This is a genomic window from Pectobacterium carotovorum (genome assembly GCA_016415585.1).
GTDB lineage: Bacteria > Pseudomonadota > Gammaproteobacteria > Enterobacterales > Enterobacteriaceae > Pectobacterium > Pectobacterium carotovorum_K.
Map to the genome: position 1 here is coordinate 2,650,984 of CP066552.1, position 19,974 is coordinate 2,670,957.

The window sequence follows — 19,974 nt, forward strand, 5'->3', positions numbered from 1 at the left end:
AGGAGCTATGGCAAAGTATCAGAACTTACTGGTAGCTATTGACCCAAATCAGGATGACCAACCAGCACTGCGCCGGGCAGTTTACCTGGTTCAGCGGCTTGGCGGCCGTATCAAGGCATTTCTGCCGATTTATGATTTCTCTTATGAAATGACAACCCTGCTTTCTCCCGATGAACGGGTGGAAATGCGTCAGGGCGTTATTCAGCAACGGACTGAGTGGATTGCGGAACAGTGCAAATACTACCTTGACGCTGGCGTTTCGATAGAAATCAAAGTGGTCTGGCACAATAAGCCCTTTGAAGCCATTATTCGGGAAGTCATTTCCGGACAACATGACCTGTTGTTGAAAATGGCACATCAGCACGATCGGCTGGAAGCGGTTATCTTTACGCCAACCGACTGGCAGCTACTGCGCAAATGCCCCTGCCCCGTGTGGATGGTGAAAGATCAGCCCTGGCCAGTCGAAGGTCGTGCGCTGGTTGCCGTCAATCTGGCCAGCGAAGACCCTTATCACGATCCACTCAATATCAAACTGGTATCGGAAACGCTGGAGCTGGCGCAGCAGGTTGATCAGACCGAGGTTCATCTGGTCGGAGCCTACCCGGTTACCCCCATCAATATTGCCATTGAACTGCCTGATTTCGATCCCAGCGTCTACAACGATGCGATTCGAGGCCAGCATCTTATCGCGATGAAATCGCTACGGCAGAAATTCGGCCTGGATGAACGCGTAACGCACGTAGAAAAAGGGTTGCCGGAAGAAGTGATTCCCGATCTGGCGGAGCATCTGCAGGCGGGCGTCGTGGTATTAGGCTCGCTGGGTAGAACCGGCCTTTCCGCTGCCTTTATCGGCAATACCGTCGAGCATGTGATCGATCACTTGAAGTGCGATTTACTTGCGATCAAACCCGATGATTTCGTGTCACCGATTACGTTAGAAGACGGTGATAACAGCTAATTGCTCGTTTCATCTCGCTCAACATCAAATAATGCCAGCCTCCGTGCTGGCATTATTTTTGGCGATGTCATGAAGCTATACCCGAGATGTAAAAAAGGGGCGATTTCGCCCCTTTCGTTTTCTACTTCCTATCACGCTTACAGCGCTTTCAGAATCGCCTCAACGCTGTCTTTGGCATCGCCAAACAACATCTGCGTGTTCTCTTTAAAGAACAGCGGGTTCTGTACGCCAGCATAACCGGTATTCATAGAACGCTTGAACACGATAACATTCTGCGCTTTCCACACTTCCAGCACTGGCATGCCAGCAATTGGGCTGTGTGGATCTTCTTGCGCTGCTGGGTTAACGGTGTCATTCGCACCAATGACCAGCACAGTGTCGGTATCGGTGAAATCATCATTAATTTCATCCATTTCCAACACGATGTCGTAAGGGACTTTTGCTTCAGCCAACAGCACGTTCATATGACCAGGCAGACGCCCTGCAACCGGGTGAATACCAAAGCGAACGTTGATGCCACGCGCACGCAGTTTTGCGGTGATGTCATGCACGGGGTACTGCGCCTGCGCGACGGCCATACCGTATCCCGGCGTGATGATAACTGAAGTTGAGTTCTTGAGTAAATCAGCCACGTCTTCCGCTGAAGCCTCACGGTATTCACCGACTTCTTCACTCTCACCAGAGGACACGCCATCCGTACCAAAACCACCGGCAATCACGCTGATAAAGGAACGGTTCATCGCTTTACACATGATGTAAGAAAGAATCGCACCAGAAGAACCCACCAGAGCACCGGTCACGATCAGCAGGTCATTGCTCAGCATGAAGCCCGCTGCCGCTGCCGCCCAACCGGAGTAGGAGTTCAGCATAGAAACGACGACTGGCATGTCCGCCCCGCCAATCGATGCAACCAGATGCCAGCCAAATACTAGTGCAATCGCCGTCATCAGAATCAGCGCCAGTACCTGCAACGCTACGCTGCCCGTATTGACGAAAACCAGCAACAGCAGGAAAGACACAACCAGCGCCGCCAGATTCATTTTATGGCGATGAGGCAGCATCAATGGCTTGGAGGAGATATTGCCACGCAGTTTACCGAACGCGATCACCGAGCCCGTGAAGGTCACGGCACCGATGAAGATACCCAGGAAGACTTCCGTCAAATGGATATTGACCATCACCGGATCGGTAATTTCACCGTGATCGAGGAAACTGTTAAAGCCAACCAGCACCGCAGCCAAGCCCACAAAGCTGTGAAGAATCGCAACCAGTTCCGGCATTTCGGTCATTTCAACCTTACGCGCCAGATAAATACCGATTGATCCACCGATCGCCATCGCGACGATGATCCAACCCACGTTGCCAGAATCAGGCCCCAGTATCGTCGCGATCAGCGCAAGCGCCATACCGCTGATACCAAAGATGTTCCCTTGTTGCGACGTTTCGTGCTTGGACAATCCAGCCAAACTGAAAATAAAGAGAATTGCGGCAACAATGTATGCAGCAGTTACTAATCCACCAGACATGTGTTACCCCTTAGTTTTTACGGAACATTTTCAGCATGCGCTGAGTCACGGTGAAACCACCGAAAATATTGATGCTGGCGATCAATACGGCAATGAATGAGAAGAATGACACCCATCCGCCGTGGCCGATCTGCAACAATGCTCCGACAACGATAATGCCTGATATTGCGTTAGTGACTGACATCAATGGCGTGTGCAATGCGTGGCTGACATTCCAGACAACGTAATAACCCACCACGCAGGACAGCGCAAAAACGGTAAAGTGAGACAAGAACTCTTTAGGTGCGACGTCAGCAAGCCAGCCAAACAGCAGGATGGCGATCACGAGGAACGCATATTTCTTCCACGGCGACGTCGGCTTGGCTTCTTCCTTCACTACCGCAGCGGCAGGTTTCGCCTGCTGTGGCTGTGCTGAAACCTGAATCGGCGGTGCTGGCCAGGTGATTTCACCTTCTTTAATGACGGTCACGCCGCGAATCACGGTATCGTCAAAATCGACGTTGATCTCGCCATCTTTCTCTTTGCAGAGTAATTTCAGCAGGTTAACCAGGTTCGTGCCGTAAAGCTGTGAGGATTGCGTCGGCAGACGGCTAGGTAAATCGGTGTAACCGATAATTTTGACGCCGTTCTCCGTCACGGTAACGCGATCGGCTACGGTCAATTCGCAGTTCCCGCCCGTTTGTGCTGCTAAATCGACAATCACGCTACCGGGCTTCATGCTCAGCACCATTTCTTTGGTGATCAGGCGCGGTGCCGGTTTTCCAGGGATCAGTGCGGTAGTGACGATAATGTCAACTTCTTTCGCCTGAGCGGCAAACAGTTCCATTTCGGCTTTGATAAAGGCTTCAGACATGACTTTGGCATAGCCATCGCCGCTGCCCGCTTCTTCTTCAAAGTCGAGTTCGAGGAACTCAGCCCCCATGCTTTTAACCTGCTCTTTTACTTCAGGGCGGGTATCAAAAGCACGAACGATAGCGCCTAAACTACCTGCGGCACCGATCGCGGCCAAACCTGCCACGCCTGCACCGATAATCATAACCTTGGCAGGCGGAACCTTACCTGCAGCGGTAATTTGTCCGGTAAAGAAGCGGCCAAACTCGTGGGCGGCTTCAACGATGGCACGATAGCCCGCGATGTTAGCCATCGAGCTGAGCGCATCCAGTGACTGCGCGCGCGAAATACGCGGCACGGAATCCATCGCCATCACCGTCACCTGACGGGCAGCCAGCTTCGCCAGCAGTTCTGGGTTCTGCGCTGGCCAGATAAAGCTGACAACCGTACTGCCCGCTCGGGTCAGTTCGATTTCATCATCCTGCGGCGCATTCACCTTCAGGACGATATCGGCTTGCCAGACTTCCGAACTGTCAACAATCGACGCACCGGCTTCTTCGTATGCCGCATCATCAAAACTTGCCAGTTTTCCCGCTTCACGTTCTATCGAGACCGTAAAACCCAGTTTCAGCAGCTGTTCAACCGTTTTCGGCGTCGCTGCTACACGGGCTTCATTGGCCAACCGCTCTCTTGGTACACCAATACGCATGCTGATACCCTTTTCGCTTATTTTTAACGAAGGTTATTATTCTCACCCTATTCTGTTATACGAATTCGCCGAGACCTACGGCACCCTGTATCCCCACATTCACGCGGTAGGAAGAAGGTCTTATCATCTTCTTACCACACGTTTTTTGAGGCGTCTCACTGTAGGCGAACTCATTTATAACGTACTGAAAATGTGATCGATGATCCATAAATAAAATGAATTTCACAGAAAAGCCGAGTTATCACAGGTTCTGTCAGCCTTTCTTGGTCGAAAATCATGCTCTTCTCTGCCTTTTGTAGCATTATTACAGAAGTATTTTTCTGGGCTGTTTCACAAAAACAACGTGTTACAAGGTTGTTAATGCGATAATTTGTATAAATATCCCTTATGATGTCAAAACAATCATTAACCGTTATTATTAGCACTTTTCTTGTTCCAAGCCGAAGCATCACGGCTTTTTAGCCCGCTGAAAATGCTAAAGCACAAGAATTTATTCCGTGCGATAATCAGCCCTATTCCGTTACAGGTTGATTGCTATACCTTAAATAATTCGAGTGGCAGGAAGGCGAAAGGATTTTTTATGAAGCTGAAGACTACTGTTATTGCATCCACATTGTTGTTATCACTCTCGGCATTTTCAGCGCAGGCTGCACAGGAACTTACGCCTGAGCAAGCAGAATCCCTGCAACCCTTTGAACGAATTACGTTTAAAGGACGTTTTAACGCGATCAATGAAGCGGTAGCCGCCGCCTCAAAACGCGCCGACAAGCTGGGTGCAGAGTCGTTTTATGTACAAGCGATGGATGATGCTAATTCGAGCGGCAACTGGAATGTCACGGTCGACCTGTATCGCAAAGATGCACCAAAAGCGAATCAAGACACCCAATTCCGCACATTCTACGGCGTGAAAGAGCTGCCGAAAGATGTGGCTTACGGGCTGGAACCGTATGACACGGTAACCGTTGGTGGATTTTTCCGTAGCCAGCCGGACGTAAATGACGCCATTGCGAAAGCAGCAAAAGAGAAAAATGCCGATTCGTTCTACATCGTCCGTCAGGTCGATGTGAACTCGAATAGTGCCAACCAGAAAGTCACTGCATACATTTATAAAGCCGATGCGCCGAAGCGCCAGACCCAGAGCACGGACGTGATTCCAGCGGATTCTGATGCAGGCCGCGCCGCGTTGGCTGCAGGTGGTGCAGAAGCTGCTAAAGTGGAAATCCCAGGTGTCGCCAACTCTGGCAGCCCTAGCCGCAACGTAGGTAATTTCTTCGAAACACAATCGTCAAAAGGTGGACGTTACACGGTAACGTTATCTGATGGCACCCAAATTCAGGAACTGAACAACGCCACGGCAGCGCAGATGGTGCCTTTCGATTCGGTTAAATTCCGCGGCAACTACACCAACATGACACAGGTGTCCGAAGCCGTTGCTAAACGCGCGGGCGAGAAAGGTGCCAAGTACTACCACATCACCAGACAGTGGGAAGGTAAAGGCAACAACCTCACGATCAGCGCCGATCTTTATAAATAACAGTCATCATGCTGTGTCGTAGAAAACGCCGAACGTTATAAACACAAAAACCCGCGATATCGCGGGTTTTTTTATGACGAGCTTCCTGCCCACCACTCTGCTGGTCGTCGCAAGCGACGTTGAAAAACGTTCCCTACGTTTTTTACGTCAGCAAGTAATCTACTGTGAGTAAGATTACTTGCTAGTATCCAGTTCTGGGAAGTTTTTCACCAGATCGTCAATCGCTTTGATCTGTTGCAGGAACGGCTCTAGCTTATCCAGCGGCAGCGCAGACGGGCCATCACACTTCGCATTCGCAGGATCCGGGTGAGCTTCAATGAATAGCCCCGCCAGACCGACGGCCATACCGGCACGCGCCAGTTCAGTGACCTGTCCACGACGGCCACCAGACGCCGCACCAAACGGGTCGCGGCACTGCAGCGCATGTGTCACGTCAAAAATCACTGGCGCACCGTTGGAAACGTGCTTCATGACATTGAAACCCAGCATATCGACAACCAGATTGTCGTAACCGAAGTTGCTACCGCGATCGCACAAAATCACCTGATCGTTGCCACCTTCGATAAATTTATCGACGATGTTACCCATTTGCCCCGGGCTGACGAACTGCGGTTTTTTCACGTTGATTACCGCACCGGTTTTCGCCATCGCTTCCACCAGATCGGTTTGGCGTGCCAAAAACGCAGGAAGCTGGATCACATCAACCACATCGGCAACGGGCTGGGCCTGATGCGATTCATGCACGTCAGTGATAATCTTTACGCCAAAAGTCTGTTTCAGTTCCTGGAAGATTTTCATCCCTTCTTCCAGACCGGGACCGCGGTAAGAGTGAATCGAGGAGCGGTTAGCCTTATCGAATGACGCCTTGAACACGTAAGGAATGCCCAACTTCTGCGTGACCGTGACGTAATGCTCACAAATGCGCATCGCCAGATCGCGTGATTCAAGAACATTCATGCCGCCAAACAGCACAAAAGGCAGATCGTTGGCGACTGGGATATCCCCTATCTTGACCACTTTATTCGTCATACTTTTACCTTCATGTCGGGAAATAAATTAACGTAGCATTACTGCAAAACGGTTTCTCAATGTAAGACTGTTTTTTTAATGCAAGACAATCTGTTTCTGCTCTATCGAGTGAATCTGCACTTTTATCATTTCACTCACCGGATCTTCCGGGCACTGTTCAACGAAATAGTTGAGATCGGACAGCGCAATATGGTCGCAATCCAGTTGAGCATAAATCAGGCCGCGATCGCGGATTTCATAGGGATCATCCGGGTCAAACTGCAGCACCGCTTCGCTGGCTCTCAGCGCCAGCTCCATCTGTTTTTCTTCCATCAGGGCGACTTTCAGCGTGTCGAGCATCTTACGCACGATCAGGACATTCTCGGCTTCATCCAGATCTTCATCCAGCAGGCGAGTTGACGGGCCAATATTACCTTTAAGCCACACTTCCAGCACATGCTCGCTCAGCGTATCGCCATTGAGCGGATTGATCAGCCACATCTCTTCATCAAGCCAGTCAGCGCGCAGAATCAACTGCGTCGGGAAAATCACCGGCATCAGCGGCAGACCGAGTTCATTGGCGATATGCAGAAAGATGATACCCAGCGACACGGGCAGGCCCTGACGAGATTCAAGCACCTGATCCAGCCACAGCGCATCAGATAGGCGATAAACGCCGCCCGCACCACCGAATCCCCAGGTGTGATAAAACAGCTCAATCAGTTTTTCAAGCTGAAGATCTTGCTCAAGACCGTCAGGAATAGCGGCTCGGGCGCTCTCAACCAGCTGTTGCAGATTTTGCCGCACATCCTGAGCGGGAAAGTCGCGGCGAATCGCCTGTGAAACCAACACGACACCATCACTTAGCAGTGACTGGTTGAATTCAAAATCAGCAATAGCACTCATAATTATTCCATCAGCAACGGTGACTGCGTCAGTGCCAACAGCACGACCACACCAAAGCATATTAAAGCAGATACAAACGCCAGCCAGCGAACGTTCTGGCTACGGGGGCGTTTCCCCAAGGCGATAGCGCCAAGAAGGATATAAATGATAACGCCAAACAGTTTTTCCGTCAGCCAGCTTTGCTCGGGAGTAAACGGATACGTATGGCTAAGCGTGATTAAACCAATACCGCTGATTAATAACAAGGTGTCGTTAATATGCGGCAGGATTTTCACCCAGCGCTGTTGCAGCATAGCGGATTGTCGGCACAGCCAAAAAAAACGAATCACAAACAGGGAAATACTGATGCCAACCGTTGCCAGATGCAGATATATCGTGGCGGGGTAAAGAGTTATCACGTCCATTGCTCCTAATAAATTGGGGCATTCGACCAGCGTCCTAACGACACGCGGTCATTGCCACCATAATCCTGACAGGTTTCTATTTGTGTAAATCCTCGGGCCTGCAATAGCTGACGCACCGCGTCAGCCTGCTGCCAGCCATGTTCCAGCAGCAGCCAGCCATCGGCCTCTAAATAATGCGGAGCGGATTCAATAATGGTGCGTAAATCGGCCAGTCCGTTGTCGGCGGCAATCAGCGCGCTGGCAGGTTCAAAACGAATATCGCCCTGCGACAGATGCACATCATCGGCATCGATATACGGTGGGTTACTGGCGATAAGCGCAAAGCGCGCGTGATCAAGCGGTGAATACCAGCTTCCTGACAAGAAACGGGCGTTGTCGAGCCCCAATTGCTGCGCATTTTTTGTCGCTAACGCAACGGCATCGGGCTGAACATCGACGCCAGTCACCCGGCAATCACGCCGTTCACTCGCCAGCGCCAGCGCAATCGCTCCGGTTCCAGTGCCCAGGTCCAGCACGGCACACGGCGTTTGAGGCAGGCGTAACAAGGCTTGTTCGACCAGACACTCGGTATCAGGTCGAGGAATCAGCGTGGCGGGTGAAACGGCCAGCGGCAGTGACCAGAACTCGCGCACGCCGATCAAATAGGCGATGGGTTCACCCTGTTCACGGCGCGCCAGCAGTTCAGTTAACTGCTGCTGTTCAGCCGCGTTCAGCTCAGTTTCACCAAACGCCAGCAGGAACGTGCGGGCCTTTCCGGTCACAAAGCCCAGCAAAATCTCCGCATCTCGCTTCGGGCTTTCTCCCGCCGCGAGCTGCGCTGCGGCAGAGATTAACCAATCCTGATACGTCATTATTCCTGCTCGGACAACGCAGCAAGCTGATCGGCCTGATATTCCTGCACGACTGGTTGAATCAGCGTGTCCAGCTTCCCTTCCATGACTTCATCCAGCCGGTAAAGCGTCAGGTTAATGCGGTGATCGGTCACCCTTCCCTGTGGGAAGTTGTAGGTACGGATACGGTCAGAACGATCGCCGCTGCCGAGCAGGTTACGACGAGTTGACGCTTCTTCCTGCTGACGTTTCTGCACTTCTGCGGCACGAATACGCGCCCCCAACACCGACAGCGCTTTGGCTTTGTTTTTGTGCTGTGAACGTTCGTCCTGACACTCCACGACAATACCGGTTGGCAAGTGGGTAATACGGATAGCGGAATCGGTGGTGTTAACGTGCTGACCGCCCGCGCCAGAAGAGCGGAAGGTATCGATGCGTAAATCAGCCGGGTTGATGTCCGGCATCTCCGCTTCCGGCACTTCCGCCATCACGGCGACCGTACAGGCCGAGGTATGAATGCGCCCTTGAGATTCAGTCGCAGGAACGCGCTGAACGCGATGACCACCGGATTCAAACTTGAGCTGACCGTACACACCATCACCAGAGATTTTGGCGATAACTTCTTTATAGCCGCCATGTTCACCATCGCTGGCGCTCACCACCTCAACACGCCAGCGGCGTGCTTCGGCATAACGGCTATACATACGGAACAGATCGCCAGCAAAGATTGCCGCTTCGTCACCGCCGGTCCCGGCGCGCACTTCCAGAAAACAGCCGCGCTCATCGTCGGGATCTTTCGGCAACAGCAGCACCTGAAGCTGCTGCTCCAGTGCTTCAATCGTCGCTTTACTTTCTTTCAGCTCTTCCTGTGCCATATCGCGCATTTCAGGATCGTCCAGCATCATTTCTGCGGTCTGCTGATCCTCTTGCGCCTGCTGCCATTGCTGGAAACAGCGGGTAATATCAGTGAGCTGCGCATATTCTCGCGACAGCGCGCGAAAGCGATCCATATCAGCGATGACGCTGGGCTCACCGAGTAACGCCTGGACTTCTTCATGGCGTTCTTGTAACGCTTCCAGTTTAGCAACAATAGAAGGCTTCATGCGGGCGGTTAAATCCTGTAATAGAGATGAATGCTAGTCCAGCCCAAGGCTGTCACGTAAAATTTGTAACCGGTGTTGGTCGCCGTCACGAGCGGCTTGCTGAAGGGATTTGGTCGGCGCGTGAATCAGACGGTTGGTTAAACGGTGTGTCAGTTCCTGAATCACCGCTTCAACGTCATTGCCTTGTTGGATGGCAGCCAGCGCCTTGGCTGTCATTTCCGCACGCAATTCATCGGCCTGAGCACGATAATCACGAATCGTTTCCACCGCGGACTGCGCGCGCAGCCAGGCCATGAAATCGGAGCTTTCCTGCTGCACGATGGATTCAGCCTGTACTGCCGCCGCTTTGCGCTGCGCAAGGTTATGCTGAATGATCGCATGCAGATCGTCCACGCTGTAGAGATAGACATTCGGTAATTTGCCGACTTCCGGCTCAATATCTCGCGGAACCGCAATATCCACCATCAGCATTGGCTGATTCCGTCTCGCTTTCAGCGTCCGTTCCATCATCCCTTTTCCGATAATCGGCAGCGTACTTGCCGTTGAACTGATCACGATATCAGCATGAACGAGCTGTTCGTCCAACTCCGCCAGCGTAATGACGTCTGCGCCCACTTCCATTGCCAGCGCCTGTGCGCGTTCACGGGTACGGTTTGCTATCATCATTTTCCGAACCTTATGCTCACGAAGATAACGAGCAACCAGTTCAATGGTCTCTCCGGCACCGACCAGCAGCACAGTAACATCCGCCAATGATTCAAAAATCTGCCGCGCCAGCGTACAGGCGGCAAATGCCACCGACACCGCACTGGCACCGATATCCGTCTCCGTACGAACGCGTTTAGCTACGGTAAAAGACTTCTGGAACAGCCGCTCCAGTTCGCTGGACAGGGAATGGCCACGCTGTGATTCGGCAAATGCCTTCTTCACCTGCCCTAAAATCTGCGGTTCGCCTAACACCAGAGAATCCAGACCGCTGGCCACACGCATCAAATGGCTAACGGCAGCGTTGTCCTGATGCCAATACAAACTGCCATTGACGTCTTCCGGTCGCAATTGATGATACTCACACAGCCAGCGAATCAACTGTTCACGCTGGTTTTCTTGTTCGTCAACGCTAAGATAGAGTTCCGTACGATTGCAGGTAGACAGCACAACGCCGCCCTGCACCAGCGGTTGCTGTAGCAGACTGTCGAGGGCCACTCCTAATTTATCTGGTGAAAACACAACGCGTTCACGCAGAGAAACTGGTGCGGTTTTGTGATTAATACCAAGCGCAAGCAGGGTCATTAGGCTGTTTCTGAGTAATACCGGTCTTAGTATGGATTTCGTTTGAGTCGCATTCTACTTGATGCAGGGGTGCAAGAAAAGCGACAGCACGCGATACACCTCGTCTGAGGTATACGCTTTTTGACAGAAAACAATAAACGCCATTAACGAATAACATCATTGACGCTGAGCGGTAAGCCCGTTAGCGTGACGTATTTCACGAACTTCGTTCATTTACAGGATACGACCGATATGCAAACCCAAACCGTCCGATGCCTGCGTTTACTGCCTTTAGCCAGCGTATTGCTAGCCGCCTGTAGCGTTCACCAACCGACCCAAACGGGTAAAAGCCCAACCTCGCCAGAGTGGCAGCAGCATCAGCAAAAAGTACAGCAGCTCAGCCAATATCAGACGCGTGGCGCTTTTGCCTATATCTCCGATAGCAAAAGAGTATCAGCCAATTTTTTCTGGCAGGACACACCGCCACAGCGTTATCGATTGCTGCTGACCAACCCGCTTGGGAGCACCGAATTAGAACTGCGAGCCCAGCCTGATGGCGTGCAAATTACCGATAATCAGGGCAAGCGTTATGTGGGCAAAGACGCTGAATACATGATTCAGCAACTGACTGGCATGGCGATCCCGCTAAATAATCTACGCCAATGGATACTCGGCATCCCAGGTGACGCCAGCGAATTCACACTGGACGAACGCTATCTGCTGAAAACCGTCACCTATCGCCAAGGCAACCAAAACTGGAACGTCAGCTATCAGAGCTACAACACCGAGCTAACTCCCCCGCTCCCAAGCAGTCTGGAACTGGTTCAGGGCGAGCAGCGTATTAAGCTGAAAATGAACAACTGGATGGTTAAATAAGCGATGCAACCGATGGTTATCGAGACATGGCCTTCCCCCGCCAAACTGAACCTGTTTCTTTATATTACCGGCCAGAGACAGGACGGATATCACCTGCTGCAAACGCTATTTCAGTTTCTGGATTACGGTGACACCCTGACGATTCAGCCACGCCATGACGACCAGATTAACCTGATTACCCCTGTAGACGATGTAGAGAACGAGCAAAATCTGATTGTCTGCGCCGCACGCCTATTACAGCAGCACTGTGAACGTCATATTCTTCGCCCAGCCTACTTCGGCGCAGACATCAGTATCGATAAGTGCCTGCCAATGGGCGGCGGGCTGGGCGGCGGTTCATCTAATGCGGCTACGGTTTTAGTCGCTCTTAACCATTTGTGGCAAAGTGGGCTGAACGTTGATACGTTGGCCGAACTGGGATTGCAATTGGGTGCGGATGTTCCCGTGTTTGTCCGTGGACATGCTGCCTTTGCCGAAGGCATTGGTGAGCAGTTAACACCTGCAAATCCGCCAGAAAAATGGTATCTGGTGGCGCACCCTGGTGTGAGTATTGCCACACCGTTGATTTTCGGCGATCCTGAACTGACGCGTAATTCGCCAGTTCGTGATTTAGAAACTTTATTAAACCAGACCTTCGTCAATGATTGTGAAGCTATCGCAAGAAAACGTTTTCGTGAGGTTGAACAGCTACTTTCATGGCTGCTAGAATATGCCCCGGCGCGCCTGACTGGAACGGGGGCTTGTGTGTTTGCAGAGTTTGACACCGAGTTCGCAGCCCGTCAGGTGCTTGACCAGGCCCCGGAATGGTTAAACGGTTTCGTCGCGAGAGGTGTTAATATCTCTCCGCTACAACGTACGCTTTCTGGGCAACGTTAGGTTTTGCCACACACCGGCTGCCACGCGGCCAGTCTGTAGCAAACTTAATTCATACACCCGTATGCATATTGTACCTGTTTGTTCATCCCTGCCTGGCAGGTGCAATATTTCTCTGGACGCAAGCCTGAGGTTCTTCTCGTGCCTGATATGAAGCTTTTTGCTGGTAACGCCATCCCGGAACTAGCACAACGTATTGCCAACCGTTTGTACACTAGCCTTGGCGACGCCGCTGTCGGTCGTTTTAGCGATGGCGAAGTCAGCGTGCAAATCAATGAAAATGTACGCGGTGGTGATATTTTCATCATCCAGTCCACCTGTGCACCCACCAATGACAACCTGATGGAACTGGTTGTTATGGTTGATGCTCTGCGTCGCGCTTCTGCGGGACGTATTACCGCCGTTATCCCCTACTTCGGCTATGCTCGTCAGGATCGTCGCGTGCGTTCCGCACGTGTGCCAATCACCGCGAAAGTCGTTGCTGACTTCCTGTCCAGCGTGGGGGTTGACCGTGTTCTGACTGTGGACCTGCACGCTGAACAGATTCAGGGTTTCTTCGATGTCCCGGTAGATAACGTATTCGGTAGCCCGATCCTGCTGGAAGACATGTTGCAACAGAATCTGGAAAACCCAATCGTGGTTTCTCCTGACATCGGTGGCGTTGTGCGTGCCCGCGCAATCGCTAAACTGCTGAACGATACCGACATGGCGATCATCGACAAGCGCCGTCCGCGTGCCAACGTTTCTCAGGTGATGCACATCATCGGTGACGTCGCTGGTCGTGACTGTGTACTGGTTGATGATATGATCGATACTGGCGGTACGCTGTGCAAAGCGGCGGAAGCGCTGAAAGAACGTGGGGCTAAACGTGTATTCGCTTATGCCACACACCCAATCTTCTCAGGCAATGCTTACGAGAACATCAAGAACTCTGTAATTGATGAAGTGATTGTCTGCGATACCATTCCGCTGGCGGAAAACATTCGTTCACTGCCGAATGTTCGTACGTTGACGCTGTCCGGAATGTTAGCCGAAGCGATTCGTCGTATCAGCAACGAAGAATCTATTTCTGCGATGTTTGAACATTAATCGCCGCTGATCGGGTAACCGATCGCAAACGATAATGATAAAGCCACCTGTAACAAGGTGGCTTTCTTATTTCTATACACGTAGTACTTCACGTTGCATGTGCGTTGGGGTCAAATTCGTTCCCGACGAATTTGTCCTTCGCTTGCTGCCTGCCTGAAACGCAAATTATTTAGTGTATATCACTATAAAAAATAAAAACCGCCATAGTGAGGCTACGGCGGCTCTAATATTCATTCTTATTAACACTATAGATGACGCTGGCGACGGCAACGCTTATCAAAGTGTTTAACCCACCAATAGCGGTCTGCAACTTCCTCACGTCCGCTGATACGCGCGCCCACCAACCAAAATATTGCGCCAGAAAAAATACCTACCAAATCAATATAAGTCATATATGCAGGGACATTCAGCTTAGGGAATTGGCTGGCGATGGAGAAGCCGATGCCGCCAATCATCAGAACCATACCAAGCCCCATCAATACATTACCCAATACTGCCACATTTTTACGTTTCATCTGCCACCTCCAGATTAATTCTGTGGATGAATCGGAGTGCCATTACCGTTTACTTTCTTAGCATTGGTGCAATTATAGACAATATTGTGCATAGATGATTGCGGGAGGGATCACAGATAAAAGTAATGATTAATATTTTTTTACGTTTAAACAACTAAATAGACAAAATTCCAAATAATCACATTACTGAACAAATAATATTATATTTATATTCCAGCGTCGATATACCCTAAATAATTCGAGTTGCAGGAAGGCGGCAACGCAGTGACAAATCGGTTAGAGACCGATTTGAACAGCGCTAACGCTGGCCCGAAGGGTGGACCTCATTTATGAGGTCCATTAATCCCTGGGAGCTTACTCCAGTAAATGACCGGGGTGAGCGAGGACAAATTGGCTTAGCCAATTTGAACGCCGCTTGCGGCAGCCCATCAGGGCGAGGCTCAGCGATGAGCCGTGTATTGCCAACGCACGTGCAGCTTGAAGTATGGCGGGTATATTTGGCTATACGTCATGCGGTGTGTAAACTAGCGCTTTCGTTTATCACACTACCCTGCGTAAGTTTAAGCACGTAATCTGGAATATACCGTGAGCAGCATTAAATTAATTGTCGGCCTGGCTAATCCTGGCGCGGAATATGCCGCCACTCGTCATAATGCGGGTGCCTGGTTTGTCGATCGTCTGGCGGACGCTTACCGTCAGCCGCTGAAAGAAGAAAGCAAATTTTTTGGTTACACTTCCCGCCTGAATCTGGCTGGGCAAGATGTACGCCTGCTGGTTCCCACCACGTTCATGAACCTGAGCGGCAAAGCCGTCGCGGCAATGGCCACCTTCTACCGCATCCAGCCTGATGAAATTCTGGTTGCCCACGATGAGCTGGATTTATTACCGGGAATTGCCAAACTTAAGTTAGGCGGCGGACACGGCGGCCATAACGGTCTGAAAGACATCATCAGTAAATTGGGCAACAACCCGAACTTCCATCGTTTACGCATTGGTATCGGTCATCCGGGTGATAAAAGCAAAGTGATCGGTTTTGTGCTGGGAAAACCGCCGATGAGCGAGCAGACGCTGATCGACGATGCCATTGACGAAGCCGTACGCTGCACAGAAATCCTGATGAAAGAAGACATGATCAAAGCGATGAACCGCTTGCATGCCTTCAAAGCGGCATAATCTGGTCAGAATGCGGATGGCAGATCGAGATAAATCGCCATTCCGTGTATAATCGGCCGAAATATTTCCATTCTGACAGGCAAGAGATAGTAATTGCCTGATTAATAAGTTATTTAAGGTGATATAAACATGGGATTCAAATGCGGTATCGTTGGGCTGCCTAACGTCGGTAAATCCACTCTGTTCAATGCGTTGACCAAAGCCGGCATCGAAGCGGCCAACTTCCCGTTTTGTACCATCGAGCCGAACACTGGCGTCGTGCCAATGCCCGATCCACGTCTGGACAAGCTGGCTGAAATCGTTAAGCCACAGCGTATCCTTCCCACCACCATGGAATTTGTTGATATCGCGGGTCTGGTAAAAGGCGCATCCAAAGGTGAAGGTTTGGGTAACCAGTTCCTGACCAACATTCGTGAAACGGAAGCCATCGGCCACGTTGTACGCTGCTTCGAAAACGACAACATCATTCACGTAAACAACAAAGTTGATCCAGCTGATGACATCGAAGTCATCAACACTGAATTAGCACTGTCTGACCTCGACACCTGCGAACGCGCCATTCATCGCGTGCAGAAGAGAGCCAAAGGCGGCGATAAAGACGCTAAAGCTGAGCTGGCCGCGCTGGAGAAATGTTTACCTCAGTTGGAAAACGCTGGCATGCTGCGCTCGCTGGATTTAAGCGATGAAGATAAAGCAGCCATTCGCTACCTGAGCTTCCTGACGCTAAAACCAACGATGTACATCGCCAACGTCAACGAAGACGGTTTCGAAAACAATCCATACCTCGATAAAGTGCGTGAAATCGCCGCCGCTGAAGGTTCTGTCGTTGTGGCCGTCTGCGCCGCCGTTGAATCAGATATTGCCGAACTGGATGATGCAGACCGTGAAGAATTCATGGCTGAGTTAGGTTTAGAAGAACCAGGCCTGAACCGCGTGATCCGCGCGGGCTATGAACTGCTGAATCTGCAAACTTACTTCACCGCTGGCGTGAAAGAAGTTCGTGCATGGACAATCCCTGTCGGCGCCACTGCCCCGCAGGCAGCTGGTAAGATTCACACCGACTTCGAAAAAGGCTTCATCCGCGCGCAGACTATCGCCTATGAAGACTTCATCACCTACAAAGGTGAACAAGGCGCGAAAGAAGCCGGAAAAATGCGTTCAGAAGGCAAGGAATACATCGTTAAAGATGGCGATGTGATGAACTTCCTGTTCAACGTCTAAATAGCTTCTGTTGTCTCATGAGTTTTCATTGAGTCTCATGGCAACGATTATATCCTATAAAATCCACGCAATCGCGTGGATTTTTCTTTTCATAACGTCTCGTCCCCTCTCGAAAGCTCATCTGTATCACAAACAACCTGAACGTAGATCAAACGATTTCCGTTGGTTAAGAATCATTACAATCAGATTGTTGACCCGATTGTTAAAGATCATATCGTTGAGAGCATTAAATCATTCGATCCTCTGGGCGTGAATTTGTCTTAGCCACGACATAAAATCTCCAGAGCAGATGGGGAAAAATGAAGCCTTTAATCAGATAGATTCATCAGTGACCAACTGATTATAAAATTAAAAACAGCCACATCGGCTTCCATCCTTCGATTCACTCTTGAGAGATATAATGCGCGAATTGCTGACTCCATTTATGCGTGACAAATTTCTTCACGCTCTCGTTGTGCTGGGGATCGTACTCAGTTTCTTTGCTGTATTTAAAACAGATGAACTTACCGCTTCCGTTGACTGGAAAACTATTCTGACGTTGACAACATTACTGATGCTCACCAAAGGGATTGAGCTCAGTGGGTATTTTGACAAACTGGGTTCGAAGTTGGTGAGTAAGTTTAGAACACAGAAAACATTGGCATTATTTATCGTGACGCTGGCAGCGTTACTATCCACGTTTCTCACCAATGATGTTGCTTTGTTCATTACGGTGCCACTCACGCTGTCGTTGTCTAAAGCATCTGATTTTCCCGTTGGGCGATTAATTATCTTTGAAGCCCTCGCCGTTAATGCAGGCTCTTTACTCACGCCTATTGGCAATCCACAAAACATTCTTCTCTGGAGTAAGAGCGGATTAAGTTTTATGGAATTTGTGATGGAAATGCTCCCCTTGAGTGCCTTGCTGTTTATCGCACTACTGATTTTGACCGTATGCAGTTTCAGTAACAACGGAGTCGCGACACCGGATAACTCTCTCGGGGGAGATTATCGTCATGGTCTGCTTTTAGGTACGCTGGTGTTGTACGTGCTGTTTATCGTGGCACTTGAGTTGGATAAAATCCTACCAGTACTGATTCTGGTTCCCCTATTTTATCTGCTATTTGCACGTCGTGTATTGCTACAGCTTGACTGGGGATTACTGGCCGTGTTTGTTTTGATGTTTATTGATGTATTCCTCCTGACGAAATTACCGGCCCTTAGCAACCTTATTACATTAATACCGCATTGGAGTAATGGTGCGCATTTTCTGCTGGCGATAGGCCTCTCGCAAGTTATCAGTAACGTACCTGCGACCCTATTTCTACTTCATGCCGTCCCTTCATCGGTTCTACTGACATGGGCTGTGAATATCGGTGGTTTTGGATTACTTCAAGGTTCAATGGCTAACATTATTGCGTTGCGTATGGCAAACGATCGCCGCATTTGGTGGCAATTTCATCTATTTTCGATACCAGCACTTTTTTTCGCGATGATTGCTGGCTGGCTAATGCTTTATTGATGGTTTACCAAACGCAGCACGGACTATGTCATTAATACAACCGAATGGTGAAGCCCCACACTATGTCTGCTGTTCGGTACTCGCACCTGCTGGCTGCTCACGCAGCAAGACGAATACCGCACAGGCCGTCAGTGCAGCGATCCCCGCTAATACGTACATGACGGTGATGAACGACTCCGTATAGCGTTGTGATAACAGAGCCTCATAACCGGGCAGGATCGACACGGCGGTATGCAGTTCCCCCAACGCGGTGCGGCTGGCCGCTTCCAGAAGTGCAGCCTGTGAGACCGATTCCCCCATCTCCAGCGCCATACCATTTTGGATCAACGTGGCGAGCAAGGCGCTCATCATAGCGATAGCGACACCATCTGCGGATACCCGCACGGTATTGAAAATCCCCGTCGCCATGCCGACCCGTTCCGGCGTCACCACGCTGACGGCCAGCGCGTCCATGAGCCCCCACGGCAGGCCGATACCGATGCCAATCAGCAATAGCGGCAAGGGTAACGCCACACAGCGCTGAGCAAAGTCATGCGCTAACCCGAGCAGTCCGCCCGCCACAAGGAACAGTCCGACGCTGCATAGCAAGCTGGGAGTGAACCAGCGCGTCAGCAACGCCGCCAGGAACGGCACAACCAGCAACGGAGCTGCCAGCCACACCATCATCTGCCCTGCCTGCAATGCACTGTAGCCGTCAATGCCGATGAAGCGCCCCGGCAGCATCACAATCAGCACGATGAAGAGGAAGGCTGGCGAAGCGGCCAGCACCTGTACGCCAATAAATCCGGGAGAGCGAAAGAAACTCAAATCCAGCATAGGTTGTACTGCTCGCCGTTCGATAACCACAAAACCGGCAAACACAGTAACTGACGCGAGCAACATGGCGATAACCGTAGCATTGCGCCATCCCAGTTCCGGTACCAGCAGCATACCGTAGGTGAAGAGTCCCAAAGCCAGCGTAAAGCTGATCATGCCCGGCCAGTCCATCGCGCCAGCGTTCGTCTCGCGCACCTGTCGAGTGCTTATTGCGACCAGCCCCCAGCCAAGCAAACCCACGATGCCCGTAGCGTAGAAGATGCCCTGCCAGCTGCTGGCCTCAACCATCCATCCTGATACCAACGGGCCGAAAGCCAGCCCAAGGCCAAAGGTCGTGCCTAGTAAACTGAAAGCACGCGCGCGGGCTCGGCCAGCAAAAAGCGGTGCCAGCGATGACATCGCCGCGGCGAAAGCCGCCGCGCCGCCTATCCCCTGTAGTAATCGCAGCAGATCGATCCATAGTACGCTGGGGGAAAACGGAATCGCAAAGGTAAAAACACAGAACCACGCCAGCCCGATCAACCAAATGCGTCTGCGCCCGTAGATGTCGGTCAGGCTGCCCGACACCATCATCGCGCCACCATAGCTGAGGATGTAAGCGTTCATAATCCAGCCAAGCTGCGCCGGACTGCCGCCCAACTCCTGACTGATCGCGGGTAGCACGACCGCAGGGCCAGTGAAGCACAGCGGAATCAATAAACCAGTGAGGCAAGCGGCCAGCAGCTGAAGCCAGATTTTGGCGGAGGGAAAAGAAAGTGAAGTCATTGTTCTCGTCTGCAATAACGTGATGCCCAGAGGCACCAACAAGGATAGTCGGGCGTTTCCGGCAGCT

General features: G+C 51.1%; 18 protein-coding genes. 8 read left to right on the forward strand and 10 right to left on the reverse strand.

Going from position 1 to position 19,974, the window contains the following annotated elements:
* The first annotated feature begins 7 nt into the window (after positions 1 to 7).
* Complete coding sequence (gene uspE / locus JFY74_11640) at positions 8 to 958, forward strand: universal stress protein UspE (protein ID QQG26794.1); 951 nt, start codon at positions 8 to 10, stop codon at positions 956 to 958.
* A 137-nt stretch (positions 959 to 1,095) separates the two neighbouring features.
* On the opposite strand, the gene pntB is transcribed toward uspE, so the two are convergent.
* Together pntB and pntA are read right to left on the reverse strand one after the other, a co-directional pair.
* Complete coding sequence (pntB, locus tag JFY74_11645) at positions 1,096 to 2,484, reverse strand: Re/Si-specific NAD(P)(+) transhydrogenase subunit beta (GenBank protein QQG26795.1); 1,389 nt, start codon at positions 2,482 to 2,484, stop codon at positions 1,096 to 1,098.
* Between the two features lie 10 nt (positions 2,485 to 2,494).
* Positions 2,495 to 4,024: a Re/Si-specific NAD(P)(+) transhydrogenase subunit alpha gene (pntA, locus tag JFY74_11650; GenBank protein QQG26796.1), complete on the reverse strand. Its 1,530-nt coding sequence runs from the start codon at positions 4,022 to 4,024 to the stop codon at positions 2,495 to 2,497.
* Between the two features lie 580 nt (positions 4,025 to 4,604).
* On the opposite strand from pntA, the gene JFY74_11655 reads away from it, so the two are divergent.
* Positions 4,605 to 5,558, forward strand: a complete 954-nt coding sequence (locus JFY74_11655; GenBank protein ID QQG26797.1) for a DUF1471 domain-containing protein — start codon at positions 4,605 to 4,607, stop codon at positions 5,556 to 5,558.
* A 174-nt stretch (positions 5,559 to 5,732) separates the two neighbouring features.
* Here JFY74_11655 and kdsA read toward each other — a convergent pair whose 3' ends face one another.
* The 6 genes from kdsA to hemA form a co-directional block, all read right to left on the reverse strand.
* Positions 5,733 to 6,587, reverse strand: a complete 855-nt coding sequence (gene kdsA, locus JFY74_11660) for a 3-deoxy-8-phosphooctulonate synthase (GenBank protein QQG26798.1) — start codon at positions 6,585 to 6,587, stop codon at positions 5,733 to 5,735.
* Positions 6,588 to 6,662: 75 nt separating this feature from the next.
* On the reverse strand, positions 6,663 to 7,472 hold the full coding sequence (locus JFY74_11665; protein ID QQG26799.1) for a tetratricopeptide repeat-containing protein: 810 nt from the start codon (positions 7,470 to 7,472) through the stop codon (positions 6,663 to 6,665).
* 2 nt (positions 7,473 to 7,474) lie between these two features.
* Positions 7,475 to 7,876, reverse strand: a complete 402-nt coding sequence (locus tag JFY74_11670; protein QQG26800.1) for a SirB2 family protein — start codon at positions 7,874 to 7,876, stop codon at positions 7,475 to 7,477.
* Between the two features lie 5 nt (positions 7,877 to 7,881).
* Entirely contained in the window at positions 7,882 to 8,727 is an 846-nt protein-coding gene (gene prmC, locus JFY74_11675; protein QQG26801.1) for a peptide chain release factor N(5)-glutamine methyltransferase, read from the reverse strand.
* Complete coding sequence (gene prfA / locus JFY74_11680) at positions 8,727 to 9,809, reverse strand: peptide chain release factor 1 (protein ID QQG26802.1); 1,083 nt, start codon at positions 9,807 to 9,809, stop codon at positions 8,727 to 8,729. The genes prmC and prfA overlap by 1 nt, the downstream gene beginning before the upstream one ends.
* A gap of 33 nt (positions 9,810 to 9,842) precedes the next feature.
* On the reverse strand, positions 9,843 to 11,099 hold the full coding sequence (gene hemA / locus JFY74_11685; GenBank protein QQG26803.1) for a glutamyl-tRNA reductase: 1,257 nt from the start codon (positions 11,097 to 11,099) through the stop codon (positions 9,843 to 9,845).
* Positions 11,100 to 11,330: 231 nt separating this feature from the next.
* Between hemA and lolB the strand changes: the two genes are divergently transcribed.
* The 3 genes from lolB to prs all read left to right on the forward strand — a co-directional run bounded on the left by lolB (position 11,331) and on the right by prs (position 13,916).
* A complete protein-coding gene (gene lolB / locus JFY74_11690; GenBank protein QQG26804.1) occupies positions 11,331 to 11,954 on the forward strand; it encodes a lipoprotein localization protein LolB in 624 nt (207 codons plus the stop codon).
* A gap of 3 nt (positions 11,955 to 11,957) precedes the next feature.
* Entirely contained in the window at positions 11,958 to 12,830 is an 873-nt protein-coding gene (ispE, locus tag JFY74_11695) for a 4-(cytidine 5'-diphospho)-2-C-methyl-D-erythritol kinase (GenBank protein ID QQG26805.1), read from the forward strand.
* 138 nt (positions 12,831 to 12,968) lie between these two features.
* Positions 12,969 to 13,916, forward strand: a complete 948-nt coding sequence (gene prs, locus JFY74_11700; GenBank protein ID QQG26806.1) for a ribose-phosphate diphosphokinase — start codon at positions 12,969 to 12,971, stop codon at positions 13,914 to 13,916.
* Positions 13,917 to 14,161: 245 nt separating this feature from the next.
* Here the strand turns inward: prs and ychH are convergent, their stop codons facing one another.
* The gene (gene ychH / locus JFY74_11705) at positions 14,162 to 14,431 is read right to left on the reverse strand and encodes a stress-induced protein YchH (GenBank protein ID QQG26807.1); all 270 of its coding nucleotides are present in this window, start codon (positions 14,429 to 14,431) and stop codon (positions 14,162 to 14,164) included.
* A 585-nt stretch (positions 14,432 to 15,016) separates the two neighbouring features.
* On the opposite strand from ychH, the gene pth reads away from it, so the two are divergent.
* The 3 genes from pth to JFY74_11720 all read left to right on the forward strand — a co-directional run bounded on the left by pth (position 15,017) and on the right by JFY74_11720 (position 18,326).
* The gene (gene pth / locus JFY74_11710; GenBank protein QQG26808.1) at positions 15,017 to 15,604 is read left to right on the forward strand and encodes an aminoacyl-tRNA hydrolase; all 588 of its coding nucleotides are present in this window, start codon (positions 15,017 to 15,019) and stop codon (positions 15,602 to 15,604) included.
* A gap of 129 nt (positions 15,605 to 15,733) precedes the next feature.
* On the forward strand, positions 15,734 to 16,825 hold the full coding sequence (gene ychF / locus JFY74_11715) for a redox-regulated ATPase YchF (protein ID QQG26809.1): 1,092 nt from the start codon (positions 15,734 to 15,736) through the stop codon (positions 16,823 to 16,825).
* A 400-nt stretch (positions 16,826 to 17,225) separates the two neighbouring features.
* Positions 17,226 to 18,326, forward strand: coding sequence for an anion permease (locus JFY74_11720; protein QQG26810.1), 1,101 nt, complete (start codon positions 17,226 to 17,228; stop codon positions 18,324 to 18,326).
* 60 nt (positions 18,327 to 18,386) lie between these two features.
* Here the strand turns inward: JFY74_11720 and JFY74_11725 are convergent, their stop codons facing one another.
* Positions 18,387 to 19,907 carry an MFS transporter gene (locus JFY74_11725; protein QQG26811.1) on the reverse strand — a complete coding sequence of 507 codons (1,521 nt, stop codon included), beginning with the start codon at positions 19,905 to 19,907 and terminating at the stop codon, positions 18,387 to 18,389.
* Between the last annotated feature and the right edge of the window lie 67 nt (positions 19,908 to 19,974).